Raw genomic sequence first — 12794 nt, forward strand, 5'->3', positions numbered from 1 at the left:
CAATCCTCACTTTCTTAAATCCAAATAATGAGTATCATTAACCCAATAAGAACAATACTTGCTAATGTATCTCTTCGTTGCCATTTCAATTGCCGGTACTTCGTTCGTCCTTCACTGCCACGATACCCACGTGCTTCCATCGCAATCGCTAAATCATACGCGCGATTAAATGCTGAAATAAATAAAGGAATTAAAATAGGGATAATCGCTTTAATACGGTCAATTAAATTTCCTTCAGAAAAATCAACTCCCCGTGCCCGTTGTGTATCCATTATTTTATCGGTTTCTTCCATTAGCGTTGGCACAAAGCGTAAGGCAATTGATAACATTAAGGCTACTTCATGAACAGGTAAGATTTTTCTTAATGGTGAAAACAGATTTTCTAAAGCATCCGTTAACGTGATTGGTTGTGTTGTTAATGTCACAATTGTGGAAATAAAAATAACTAAGACAAAGCGCATAAAAATCATGACCGCATTCAGTAAGCCATCAGTGGTTAATTTCAATGGCCCAAATGACCAAATGACATCTCCTTGATAGGTGAAGAAAAGTTGTAAAACCACGGTAAATACGATAATAATAAGCATTGGTTTTAACCCTCTTACATAAACACCTAAGGAAATATTAGATAAGAAAATTAAGCCTAGAATGACGGCTGTTAAAATCACATAATCTAACCAGCCACTTGCCATGAAAATTAACACCATGAAGAGAATCATAGCGACCAATTTGAACCTAGGATCTAAACGATGAATAAATGAATTTCCAGGAATATAACGCCCGATAATTAAATTATCTTTCATCTTGCACCGCCTCTCCCTGAGTATCTGACATAAGTTGCGCTGCAATTTGATCAGCTAACTGGTCGACAGTTAGAGGTAGAGCGTCTTTGGGTAGAGACAACCCATTAGCGAATAATTTTTCTCTAAACGCTAAAATATCTGGGAGAGCTAAATGATGATGCTCTAACCATTCCTGATCAGAAAATACTTCCGTTGGTTGACCTTCAAAAACACAAGTGCCATGATCCATCACAATCACATGATTACTCCAACTTGCCACATCGTTCATTTGATGCGTCACTAAAATCACTGTCATTTGACCAGTAGCATATAAATCATTGAAAATCGTCATTAACTCATCTTGACCTTTAGGATCTAATCCAGCTGTTGGTTCATCCAAGATGAGAACTTCTGGTTCCATAGCCAAAACACCAGCAATCGCTACCCGTCGCATCTGTCCACCCGAAAGGTCAAAAGGCGATTGGTCATATAAAGCATCTGAAATTCCCACTCGCTCTAAAGCCATTTCCGCTTTTCTACGTGCGGTTTCTTCATCGTCCCCAAAATTTTTAGGACCAAACATGACATCCTTAATGACAGACTCTTCAAATAATTGCGCCTCAGGAAATTGGAACACCATTCCCATTTTTTTACGCACATTCTTCACTTGTTTCTTAGAAGTTTCTGGTGTGACAACCGTATCTCCTACGATAATTTGACCGTCTGTAGGAAGTAATAATCCATTAAATAATTTGGTTAATGTTGACTTCCCGCTCCCAGTATTTCCGATAATCGCCGTATAGCTTTTATCAGGAATCGTTAACGAGACTTGTTTTAGTGCCTCACTAGCAAAAGGCGTATTAGCAGAATAAGTAAAACTGACATCTTCAAATGTTATTTGCATAGCCATTCCGCCAACCTTTCTTCTGATAACCATTCGTTTGGAACGTCAATTTGTCGACGCTGTAATGCGGCTTTGAGTTGTTCAGTAAACGGCACACCCAAACCAATTTGAATTAGATCTTCTCCATTCACAAAAATATCTGCTGGTTTCCCATCGTCAACAACGTGACCCTCTTTAAACACCACAATACGATCCGCTGCACTCGCTTCTTCTAAATCATGCGTAATAGAAATAACTGTTAAACCATATGTTTCTTTCACTTCGCGGATAATCGCCATCACTTCTGCTCGTCCTTCAGGATCAAGCATAGCTGTTGACTCATCTAATACAATAATTTCTGGGCCTAATGCTAAAATACCAGCAATAGCCACACGTTGTTTCTGACCTCCAGACAACGCCGCCGGTTCCTTATCTCGGTATTCCCACATTGCGACTTGCTTTAATGCTTTTTCAACACGTTCGTGCATCTCAGGACGGGGAATTCCAGCATTTTCTAATCCAAAGGCAACATCATCTTCAACAGTTGATCCGACAAATTGATTATCAGGATTTTGGAAAACAAGTCCCACTTTACCTCGAATATCCCAAACAGTATCCAATGATAGTAGTTTATGATCAACATAGATTTCTCCACTTTGTGCTTCTAATAATCCAACTAATAATTTAGAAAACGTTGATTTACCAGAACCATTATGACCAATAATGGCCAACCATTCACCACGTTTGATTTGTAAGGACAAATCTTTTATCGCCCACTGATCGTTATTTTCTGAATAGCGATAATTGAGTCCTTTTACTTCAATAATATTTTTCATATAAGCTCCTTATTGGCTGTTCTAAAGCTTTTAAAAATCCCCCCATAGATAGTATGTGGGGGGATGTCTTATATATTATTTATCTCATTCATAGTTTACTAAAAAACACTTACGGGTTCAAGAATTCTCCACCTTATTTCGTCATTGCGTCTCCGACCACTTTAATCCAAGCTTGATCGCCTGTATCATTCAAATGAACGCCATCTTCTTCCAACCAATTATTATTATTGGCTTGGAAATAACTATTCCAATCGATTAAGTGTAAGTGATTATTTTCAGAGGTTGCTTCTTCTAATACACTATTTACTTGATCTCGCCATGGTCGATCCACATGAGTATTGACTAAATAAATGGTTTTATCTTTCCCGATTTGTTGAATCATCGTTTCTAATTGATTTTTTGTAAATGGTCCATTAGCACCTAAATCAACGACAACAGTATCAGCCAATTGCCCATTATTAGCCAAATTAGCAATCGTATCTTCGGTGTTATACAATTGTCTACCGACTTGAGCGTCAACAACACTCATAGGATAGAAGGTATAAATATAATCTGACACACCAACAGTTAATGAGTCACCAATAAATGTGGCAGACATTCCATACGTTTTTTTAGCTAAATCTTTGCCAACATTGTCGATTTTTTGCTTGTCATCAGTTTCTAATTTGTCGTAATAAGTCGCAAAGTCTTTTTCTGCTTTCTCTTTCTGCTCAGCTAATTCTCGATTTCGTTCTTCATTTTGTTTTTGCTGATCTGCGGCAGCTTTTTCTTGAACAGAGATATTTGTTTCTGTAGGTGCTGTTGCTAAGACAATAGCAGTAGCTCCATAAATAAAGACAAACAAAGCAAATAAGATTTGAGCACTTCGTTTCCCATGACGATTAAAGATTTGTTTAATTCCTGTAAATAATCGGATTTTACTTCCTTTTGGCGGGTTAAAAATTGGCGTTGTCCAATATTTTCGAATAATAATCGCATCAGTTACTAAGGCTAAAGCCATAATAAGTATTATTTGCGCCCATATATTATCCGTTAGCCAATTTTGGTTTTTCGCTGCCGAATGCCAGACAATATAAATCGGATAATACCATAAATACATGGGGAAGGATCGTTCGCTTAACCAGACTAATGGTTTCCATTCAAATACCCGTCTTAGGATAGAATGCTCTTGCATTAGACCAGCAATTGTTAAAGCGACTAAGCCATCAAAGAGTAACATCCCCCCACGATACGTCCAACCACTGCCGTCTTTTAAGACAAACATCAGTGCGACACTCCCAAAGAATAATACGAGAGTTAGAATATCTAGTAGCCACCATTTTTTGATTTTAAATACTTGTTCGAATTGTTCCGGAACATGCCAGACTGCTAACAATGCTCCAATCAGGAAAGTGAATGCCCGAGTATCGGTTCCATAGTAGACACGAGTTGGGTCTTCTCCTGAAGTAAATATCAATCCCATAGCTAAGGCACTGATTAAAACAAATCCTAATATCACCCATCCTTGAACTTTAAAATCTTTAAAGCGACTAATGCCATAATAATAGAGTGGTGGCCAAATCAACATAAGTTGCATATATACCGCCACATACCATAGATGAGTAAATAATGATGGATGAATCATTTCTTGGAAATATGAGGAACCACTTAAAATTTGCTGCCAATTATTTGTAAATGTCAGACTACTCCACACATCTGATGACACATTAACAAGTAGATCATGACGAAATAATAAAATAGCAGTTAAGCAAATCGCAATTACAACAAACATCGGGAACCAATTTTTTTTAGCTCGTTTAAAAAAAGTCAGTGGTAATGCTGGAGGACGATCACTAGAACGTTTCTTGATTAATGAACGCGTAACAAACAATCCTGAGATAATAAAAAAGACATCTACTGCCAAAAAGCCACCCGGAATAATATAAGTGCGATAATGATAAAAAATAATTGCTAATATACTTAAAAATCTCAACGTATCTACGCTGGTATAACGTTTTTGAGCCATACTACCCCCCCAGGCAAATGATTTGACAATGCAAATCTACTAATTATTCTATTGTATACGATTTTAAAGAAAAGGCAAGATAATAAAGAAAGTATTACGATTTATTTAAAAATTTGAGTAAAATAAAAAAGCATATATGTTACTGAAAAGTAAAAACACATATGCCGTACTCGTTAGCTATTCAATTATAAGGATATATTTCACTTCCAAGCAAACGCTTGGAAGTGAACAGAGCTAGACTAGGTTTCCCATCATCATAACACTCTAATACCTTTTATAAAATTATACAAATTCTAAAATAACCATTGGCGCAGCGTCACCACGACGAGGTTCAGTTTTAAGAATACGAGTGTATCCACCTTGACGTTCTTCGTAACGATCAGCTAAATCTCCAAATAATTTTTGAAGAGCTGTTTCTACAATGATATCTTCTTCTTCTGCGCGAACATCTGCAATTTCATTACGTACAAATTTAGCAGCTTGACGACGAGAGTGTAAGTCACCACGTTTACCTAAAGTGATCATTTTCTCTGCTGTACGGCGTACTTCTTTAGCACGTGTTTCAGTTGTTACAATACGTTCATTAATGATTAAGTCAGTTGTTAAGTCACGTAACATTGCTTTACGTTGTGAGCTTGTTCGACCTAATTTACGGTAACCCATTAAAGTCTTCCTCCTTTATCGCTATTAGTCTTCTTGACGCAATGATAAATCTAGTGCGTCTAGTTTATTTTTAACTTCATCAAGAGATTTACGTCCGAGATTACGAACTTTCATCATCTCAGCTTCAGAACGGTTGGTTAGTTCTTCAACGGTATTAATACCTGCACGTTTTAGACAGTTATAAGAACGTACAGAAAGATCTAACTCTTCGATAGTCATTTCAAGCATTTTTTCTTTTTGCGTTTCTTCTTTTTCAACCATTACTTCAACTTGACGAGCTTCATTTGTTAAGTTAATGAAAATATCAAGATGTTCAGTTAAAATTTTAGCCGCAAGACTTAATGCTTCTTCCGGTGAAATTGTTCCATCTGTCCAGATATCCATCGTGAGTTTATCAAATTCGTTGATTTCACCAATACGTGTATTTTCAACTTGATAGTTGACTTTGGAAACTGGCGTATAAATAGAATCGACAGGAATGACACCAATTGGCATGCTTTCTGTTTTATTATGTTCAGCACGAACAAATCCACGACCATTTTGAACTTGCATTGTCATATGGAAACGAGCCCCATCTGCAAGTGTACAAATATGTAAATCAGGATTCATTACTTCGAAGTCAGCGTCAGGGCTGATATCGGCAGCTGTTACATTAGCAGGTCCTGTGATATCAATTTCAACTTCTTTTTCTTCTACATCATATAGTTTTAACGCTAATTTTTTAATATTTAAAACAATTTGCGTTACATCTTCACGTACACCGGGAATTGTTGAGTATTCATGCAAGACATCGTCAATTTGGATAGATGTTACTGCAGTTCCAGGTAAAGAAGAAAGTAAAATACGACGTAACGAATTACCTAGGGTTGTTCCATAGCCGCGTTCTAATGGTTCAACAACGAATTTACCAAATTTGGCGTCTTCGCTGATCTCGATTGTTTCAATATTTGGCTTCTCAATTTCGATCATATTGACAAAATACCCCTTTCAAAACGTGAAGAAAATAGTGTGCTACAATTTCCAAGCAATCGCGCGATTATACACGACGACGTTTTGGAGGACGGCAACCGTTATGTGGAATAGGAGTTACGTCACGAATAGCAGTAACTTCTAATCCGGCAGCTTGTAATGCACGAATAGCTGATTCACGACCTGAACCTGGGCCTTTAACAGAAACTTCTACTGTGCGCATACCGTTATCCATTGCTACTTTAGCAGCAGCTTCAGAAGCCATTTGTGCAGCATAAGGTGTTGATTTACGAGAACCTTTGAAACCTAATGCACCAGCTGATGACCAAGATACAGCATTACCATGTTCATCAGTAATCATGACAATAGTATTGTTGAATGTTGAATGGATGTGTGCTACACCAGATTCAATATTCTTTTTCGCACGACGTTTGCGTGAAACTTGACGTTTAGCCATATTAAATTTTGCCTCCTTTTAATTATTTTTTCTTACCAGCAATTGCAACTGGTTTACCTTTACGCGTACGCGCATTGTTTTTAGTGTTTTGACCACGAACTGGTAAGCTACGACGGTGACGCATACCACGGTAAGAACCGATTTCTTGTAGACGTTTAATGTCTAATGTACGTTCACGGCGTAAGTCACCTTCAACTTTTATTGTGTCAACTTCTGCACGAATTTTATCTAATTCGTCGTTTGTTAAGTCGCTAACACGAGTATCTTCTGAAACACCTGTAGCAGCTAATACTTTTTTAGCAGTTGTTTCGCCGATACCATAGATATAAGTTAATGCAATAACTACACGTTTGTTACGTGGAATATCTACTCCTGCAATACGAGCCATTAAATGGTACCTCCTTTTTAATTAATTAACCTTGGCGTTGTTTATGTTTTGGATTGTCGCAAATAACCATAACTTTACCGTTACGACGAATCACTTTACATTTTTCACACATCTTTTTAACTGATGCTCTTACTTTCATGATTTAACCTCCTTGGAAGCTTCACATTATTTAAAACGGTAGGTAATGCGTCCTTTAGATAAATCATAAGGCGACATTTCTACTTTTACTCGGTCACCAGGTAAAATACGAATATAGTTGACACGCATCTTACCAGAAATGTGAGCTAATACTTCGTAACCATTTTCTAATTCAACTTTGAACATTGCATTCGGTAATGTTTCTTGAACAGTACCTTCAACTTCGATCATATCTTCTTTTGCCACAGTGCATCCCTCCTATAGCATAATAGCGATGTCTCTGTCCTCTAAATAGACTGTTCGACTAACCTTACAATTATAACATGGTTAAAAGGAATAAGCAATGCTTATCCTTCAATAATTTCAACCACTTTAGCGAAGACATTATCGATGCCAATGTCTCCAGGAATCCGATAAAGGTTTCCTTTTGCTTCATAAAAATCAAGCAATGGTTGTTGTTGTTCCATGTTTACTTTAATACGGTTTTCAACGACTTCTGGTTTGTCATCATCACGTTGGTATAAATCGTCTGAATCAATACCTTCTTTAGGTGGGTTGAAGTAAATATTATACGTTTCACCCGTACTACGGCTGATTACACGACCAGATAAGCGTTTTTTCAAGACTTCAGGATCCACATCAAAATAAAGAACAGCGTCAATTGAACGATCAAGATTTGACATAATATCTTCAAGAGCTTCTGCTTGATTTAATGTTCTTGGATAACCATCAAGCATAAATCCTTTTTTGGTATCATCTTGTTCCAACCGTTCAGCTACAATGCCATTAGTCACTTCATCAGGTACTAACCCTCCTTCATCCATATAGGATTGAGCTTTTTTACCTAATTCTGTTTCATCAGCAATAGCTTGACGGAACATATCTCCTGTTGAAATATGTGGAAAATCATATTTTTCAACAATTTTTGCTGCTTGTGTTCCTTTACCAGCACCTGGTAAACCCATTAATAAAATGTTCATCTTTATCCTCCAAATTGATTGCTCTTAATCTTGAATAAATCCGACATATTTCCGTTTAATTAATCGTCCTTCAATTTGTTTTGCTGTGTCTAATGCCACACCAACAACAATTAATAGACTTGTCCCACTAAGGGCAATTCCTTGAGAGAAGTCAAAAATATAAGACCCAATTAATGGAAAGATTGCAACGGCCATCAAGAAGATAGACCCAACAGTACTTAAACGGTTTAACATACTTGAAATATAATTTTCGGTTGGATATCCGGGACGTACACTCGGAATATAACCACCGGCTTTTTGTAAGTTTTCAGCTACACGCTCAGGATTAATTTGAATATGTGCGTAGAAGAATGTAAATAATACAATAACTACGGCATAGATAGCAATTCCAATAGGTTCTTGAAGATTAAATATCTTATTTGCAATCTCAAACCATTGAGCATCGCCATGTGTTCCAGCAAACAATCCTAGGATAGTTTGTGGAATCATAATTAGTGCACTTGCAAAAATAACTGGGATAACTCCAGCTGAATTAAGCTTTAATGGTAAATGTGCTTTTTGCGCAGCTGAATTGGCACGTTTTGAATAACGCACAGGAATTTGACGTTCGGCTTTACTCATATAAATTACGAACATAATAATCAATATCGCAGCAACTAATAATCCTGCAGATATTAGACCATTCGTTGTTAATTCACTTGGTCTTGCGTCAACAAAGAATGACTCATAGAAGGCCATAATTTCTTGTGGTACACGCGCCACAATCCCTGCAAAAATTATCATAGAAGTTCCATTACCAATACCAAATTGTGTAATTTGTTCACCTAACCAGACCACAAACATTGATCCTGCAGTCATTACTAATGCAATTAACAAATATGTAATGATGTTAGGATTGGTAATCAAACCAAATTGTGATAATGAGTTAAAACCAACGGAAATCGCAATTGCCTGGAAAAAGGAAATAAACACAGCAAAATACCGTGTCCATTTATTTAATTTCCGACGTCCCACTTCACCTTGCTTAGACCACTCAGTGAACGCAGGAATCACATCCATTTGTAATAACTGAATCACAATTGAAGCGGTGATATATGGTGAGACTCCTAATGAAAAGATGGAGTAGCTTGATAAAGCACCCCCACCAAATGTATTTAAAAGGCCGAATAATCCGGATGATGCCAAGCTTTGAATTGATGCAGCGTTAACACCTGGAACAGTGATATGTGCACCAATACGAAAGACAATTAACATCATTACCGTAAAAATTAAACGGCTTCTAATGTCTCTATCCTGAAATACAGCTTTCAGTGTGCGAAACATTAGATCACCTCACAAGATCCCCCAGCGGCTTCGATAGCTTCTTTTGCTGTCGCTGAGAATTTTGCAGCTTTTACAGTTAATTTACGCTCTAATTCGCCATTACCTAATACTTTAATTCCAGCTTTTCCTTTTTTAACTAATCCAGCTTCAATAAAGTCTGCTGGGTTAACAGTTTGTCCATCTTCGAATACGTTTAAGTCGTCTAAGTTAACGATTGCGTATTCTTTACGGTGAATATTAGTGAAACCACGTTTTGGAATACGACGGAATAATGGTGTTTGTCCACCTTCGAATCCTAAACGGACTTTACCACCAGAACGTTGTTTTAAACCACCTTGTCCACGACCAGAAGTTTTACCTTGGCCAGCACTTGTACCACGACCAACACGTTTACGAACGTGACGTGAACCTTCTGCAGCTTGTAATTCGTGTAATTTCATTCGATAGGCACCTCCCTTTCTTATTGTAACGATTATGCTTCTGTTACTTCAACTAAATGGGCAACTTTTTTAAGCATGCCGTCAATAGCTTCATTACGAGTTTTTACAACTGAACGATTTGTTTTAGTAATTCCTAAAGCTTTAATCGTTGCGATTTGGTCTTGAGGACGTCCAATCACACTGCGTTTTAAAGTAATTTTAACTTCAGCCATTTGTTCTTCCTCCTTAACCTAGTAACTCTTCAACCGATTTTCCACGAAGTTCAGCAACTTCTTCAGGGCGTTTTAATGAATCTAACGCTGTAATTGTTGCACGAACGATGTTTGTTGGGTTGTTTGATCCTAATGATTTAGATGTAATATCTGCAATACCTGCTAATTCGATTACGGCACGTACTGCTCCACCAGCAGCAACTCCAGAACCGGCTTGAGCTGGTTTAAGTAAAACATCTCCACCGTTAAAGCGTCCTTTAATATCGTGAGGAATCGTAGAACCTGAACGAGGTACTTCGATTAAGTTTTTCTTACCATCTTCGATTGCTTTACGGATAGCTTCAGGAACTTCGTTTGCTTTACCAGTACCAATACCTACATGGCCGTCTTTGTCACCAACGACAACAACAGCAGCAAAACGCATACGGCGTCCACCTTTAACAACCTTAGATACACGGTTGATAGCGACAACGCGTTCTTCAATATCAGATTCGTTAATGTTTAGAGCTTGAAATGTTTGTCCCATGTTTTGGCTTCCTCCTTTTCCTAAAATTCTAATCCGTTTTCGCGAGTGGCGTCAGCTAATGCTTTCACACGTCCGTGGAATAAGTAACCACCACGGTCAAAGACAACTTCATTGATTTTAGCATCTTTAGCGCGTTCAGCGATTGCTTTACCAACGGCAGCTCCGTTTTCTGTTTTTGATCCAACTTGTAATGCTTCTTCTGTATCAGAGGCGCTTGCAAGCGTAACACCCGCTACGTCATCAATTAATTGAGCGTAGATGTGTTTATTAGAACGAAAGACGTTCAAGCGTGGGCACTCTGCTGTTCCAGAAAGATTTCTACGTACACGTGCGTGACGTTTTTGACGTAATTGATTTTTATCTGGTTTGCTAATCAAAATTTTCACCTCTTTGTTTAATGTTTATGAGCCATTATGCTGCTCGATTATTTACCTGTTTTACCTTCTTTACGACGAACATGTTCGCCAACGTAATGAATACCTTTGCCTTTGTATGGTTCTGGTAAACGAACTGAACGGATTTCAGCAGCTAATTGACCAACAGCTTCTTTGCTAATACCAGTTACTTTAATTTGAGTATTTGAAGGGACTTCAATTTCGATGCCCTCTGGTACTTCGAATTCAACTGGGTGAGATAATCCGACGTTTAAGACTAATTTATTACCTGACATTTGTGCACGGTAACCAACCCCAACCATTTCTAGTTCTTTAGTGAATCCTTCTGATACACCTAAAACCATGTTGTTTAATAGGGCACGAGTTGTTCCGTGAATTGCACGAATATCTTTATTATCGTTAGGACGTTCAAAAGTTACAACGTTGTCTTCGACATTCATTTTAATAATTGGGCTGAACGTACGTGTTAACTCACCTTTTGGACCTTTAACAGTTACTTCTTGACCATTAATGTCTAAGGTTACGTTACTAGGTAGTTCAACTGGTTTATTACCAATACGACTCATCTAGCCTGCACCTCTTTCTCTTCTAATTTTTAAATATTACCAAACGTAAGCGATAACTTCGCCACCAACGTTTTTAGCGCGTGCTTCTTTATCTGTGATAACACCTTCAGATGTTGACACAATTGCGATACCTAAACCGTTTAATACTTTAGGCATTTCTTCGCTGTTAGCATAAACACGTAAACCTGGTTTAGAAATACGTTTTAAGTTAGTAATAACACGACGGTTATCTTTAGTATATTTCATGAATACACGGATGATACCTTGTTTGTCGTCTTCAATCACTTCGTAATCTTTGATATATCCTTCTTCTTTAAGGATTTTTGCGATATTAGCTTTCATTTTTGATGCTGGACTTTCAAATGATTCGTGACGTACTAAGTTTGCGTTACGAATACGTGTTAAAAAGTCAGCGATTGGATCTGTCATGACCATTACGAGTATACCCTCCTTCGTGTTGTTATCTTCTTATTACCAGCTTGCTTTTTTAACTCCAGGAATTTGTCCTTTATAGGCAAGTTCACGAAGGCAAACACGGCAAAGTTTGAATTTACGATAAACTGAATGTGGACGTCCACATCTTTCACAACGAGTGTAGGCTCTTGTAGAATATTTTGGTTCAGTTTTGCTTTTAGCAATCATTGATTTTTTAGCCAAGTTAATTCCGCCTCCTTAATAGACTTATTTTTTAAATGGCATTCCTAATTGAGTTAATAATTCTTTAGATTCTTCATCTGATTCAGCAGATGTAACGATAACGATATCCATACCACGAACTTTATTAACATCATCAAAGTCGATTTCTGGGAAAATAAGTTGTTCACGGATACCTAATGTATAGTTACCACGTCCATCGAATGAACGTTTGCTGATACCACGGAAGTCACGGACACGTGGTAGTGAAACATTTACTAATTTATCTAAGAAGTCGTACATTCTTTCACCACGTAGAGTGACTTTTGTACCGATAGGCATTCCTTCACGTAAACGGAAACCTGCAATAGATTTTTTAGCTGTCGTCACAACTGGTTTTTGACCAGAGATTTTAGTTAATTCATCAACTGCAGCTTCTAAGTTTTTAGCGTTAGAAACAGCATCACCAACACCCATGTTGATAACAATTTTTTCAACTTTTGGTGCTTGCATGATTGAAGAATAATTGAATTTTTCTACTAATGAAGGAACTACTTCATTTTGGTATTTTTCTTTTAAACGATTAGTCATCTAGCTT

The 12794-nt window shown here is 37.4% G+C and carries 20 protein-coding genes; all 20 read right to left on the bottom strand.

Features of this window, described 5'->3' with window-relative positions:
- Nucleotides 1–14: 14 nt before the first annotated feature.
- Entirely contained in the window at nucleotides 15–803 is a 789-nt protein-coding gene (locus B8955_RS05265) for an energy-coupling factor transporter transmembrane component T family protein (RefSeq protein WP_084099190.1), read from the bottom strand.
- Nucleotides 793–1686 (bottom strand): energy-coupling factor transporter ATPase, encoded by an 894-nt coding sequence (locus B8955_RS05270; RefSeq protein ID WP_084099191.1) that lies wholly within the window; start codon nucleotides 1684–1686, stop codon nucleotides 793–795. The genes B8955_RS05265 and B8955_RS05270 overlap by 11 nt, the downstream gene beginning before the upstream one ends.
- On the bottom strand, nucleotides 1677–2501 hold the full coding sequence (locus tag B8955_RS05275; RefSeq protein WP_084099192.1) for an energy-coupling factor ABC transporter ATP-binding protein: 825 nt from the start codon (nucleotides 2499–2501) through the stop codon (nucleotides 1677–1679). The genes B8955_RS05270 and B8955_RS05275 overlap by 10 nt, the downstream gene beginning before the upstream one ends.
- Nucleotides 2502–2634: 133 nt before the next feature.
- Nucleotides 2635–4506 (bottom strand): acyltransferase family protein, encoded by a 1872-nt coding sequence (locus tag B8955_RS05280; protein WP_084099193.1) that lies wholly within the window; start codon nucleotides 4504–4506, stop codon nucleotides 2635–2637.
- A gap of 282 nt (nucleotides 4507–4788) precedes the next feature.
- On the bottom strand, nucleotides 4789–5169 hold the full coding sequence (rplQ, locus tag B8955_RS05285) for a 50S ribosomal protein L17 (RefSeq protein WP_084099194.1): 381 nt from the start codon (nucleotides 5167–5169) through the stop codon (nucleotides 4789–4791).
- 24 nt (nucleotides 5170–5193) lie between these two features.
- Complete coding sequence (locus B8955_RS05290) at nucleotides 5194–6138, bottom strand: DNA-directed RNA polymerase subunit alpha (RefSeq protein WP_084099195.1); 945 nt, start codon at nucleotides 6136–6138, stop codon at nucleotides 5194–5196.
- A gap of 67 nt (nucleotides 6139–6205) precedes the next feature.
- Entirely contained in the window at nucleotides 6206–6595 is a 390-nt protein-coding gene (rpsK, locus tag B8955_RS05295) for a 30S ribosomal protein S11 (RefSeq protein WP_084099196.1), read from the bottom strand.
- A 22-nt stretch (nucleotides 6596–6617) separates the two neighbouring features.
- Nucleotides 6618–6983, bottom strand: coding sequence for a 30S ribosomal protein S13 (gene rpsM, locus B8955_RS05300; protein WP_084099197.1), 366 nt, complete (start codon nucleotides 6981–6983; stop codon nucleotides 6618–6620).
- A gap of 25 nt (nucleotides 6984–7008) precedes the next feature.
- Nucleotides 7009–7122 (bottom strand): 50S ribosomal protein L36, encoded by a 114-nt coding sequence (rpmJ, locus tag B8955_RS05305; protein WP_084099198.1) that lies wholly within the window; start codon nucleotides 7120–7122, stop codon nucleotides 7009–7011.
- Nucleotides 7123–7148: 26 nt separating this feature from the next.
- A complete protein-coding gene (gene infA / locus B8955_RS05310; protein WP_084099199.1) occupies nucleotides 7149–7367 on the bottom strand; it encodes a translation initiation factor IF-1 in 219 nt (72 codons plus the stop codon).
- A 101-nt stretch (nucleotides 7368–7468) separates the two neighbouring features.
- Entirely contained in the window at nucleotides 7469–8101 is a 633-nt protein-coding gene (locus B8955_RS05315) for an adenylate kinase (RefSeq protein ID WP_084099200.1), read from the bottom strand.
- A 24-nt stretch (nucleotides 8102–8125) separates the two neighbouring features.
- On the bottom strand, nucleotides 8126–9424 hold the full coding sequence (gene secY / locus B8955_RS05320; RefSeq protein ID WP_084099201.1) for a preprotein translocase subunit SecY: 1299 nt from the start codon (nucleotides 9422–9424) through the stop codon (nucleotides 8126–8128).
- Complete coding sequence (gene rplO, locus B8955_RS05325; RefSeq protein ID WP_084099202.1) at nucleotides 9424–9864, bottom strand: 50S ribosomal protein L15; 441 nt, start codon at nucleotides 9862–9864, stop codon at nucleotides 9424–9426. The genes secY and rplO overlap by 1 nt, the downstream gene beginning before the upstream one ends.
- A gap of 32 nt (nucleotides 9865–9896) precedes the next feature.
- The gene (rpmD, locus tag B8955_RS05330; protein ID WP_084099203.1) at nucleotides 9897–10076 is read right to left on the bottom strand and encodes a 50S ribosomal protein L30; all 180 of its coding nucleotides are present in this window, start codon (nucleotides 10074–10076) and stop codon (nucleotides 9897–9899) included.
- 13 nt (nucleotides 10077–10089) lie between these two features.
- Nucleotides 10090–10602 (bottom strand): 30S ribosomal protein S5, encoded by a 513-nt coding sequence (gene rpsE, locus B8955_RS05335; RefSeq protein WP_084099204.1) that lies wholly within the window; start codon nucleotides 10600–10602, stop codon nucleotides 10090–10092.
- Between the two features lie 20 nt (nucleotides 10603–10622).
- On the bottom strand, nucleotides 10623–10988 hold the full coding sequence (rplR, locus tag B8955_RS05340) for a 50S ribosomal protein L18 (RefSeq protein ID WP_084099205.1): 366 nt from the start codon (nucleotides 10986–10988) through the stop codon (nucleotides 10623–10625).
- Between the two features lie 38 nt (nucleotides 10989–11026).
- Nucleotides 11027–11563 (bottom strand): 50S ribosomal protein L6, encoded by a 537-nt coding sequence (gene rplF, locus B8955_RS05345; protein ID WP_084099206.1) that lies wholly within the window; start codon nucleotides 11561–11563, stop codon nucleotides 11027–11029.
- Between the two features lie 36 nt (nucleotides 11564–11599).
- The gene (gene rpsH, locus B8955_RS05350; RefSeq protein WP_084099207.1) at nucleotides 11600–11998 is read right to left on the bottom strand and encodes a 30S ribosomal protein S8; all 399 of its coding nucleotides are present in this window, start codon (nucleotides 11996–11998) and stop codon (nucleotides 11600–11602) included.
- Between the two features lie 36 nt (nucleotides 11999–12034).
- Complete coding sequence (locus tag B8955_RS05355; protein ID WP_084099208.1) at nucleotides 12035–12220, bottom strand: type Z 30S ribosomal protein S14; 186 nt, start codon at nucleotides 12218–12220, stop codon at nucleotides 12035–12037.
- 24 nt (nucleotides 12221–12244) lie between these two features.
- The gene (gene rplE, locus B8955_RS05360; protein ID WP_084099209.1) at nucleotides 12245–12787 is read right to left on the bottom strand and encodes a 50S ribosomal protein L5; all 543 of its coding nucleotides are present in this window, start codon (nucleotides 12785–12787) and stop codon (nucleotides 12245–12247) included.
- Between the last annotated feature and the right edge of the window lie 7 nt (nucleotides 12788–12794).

The organism is Aerococcus suis (genome assembly GCF_900176325.1).
GTDB classification, from domain to species: Bacteria; Bacillota; Bacilli; order Lactobacillales; family Aerococcaceae; genus Aerococcus; species Aerococcus suis.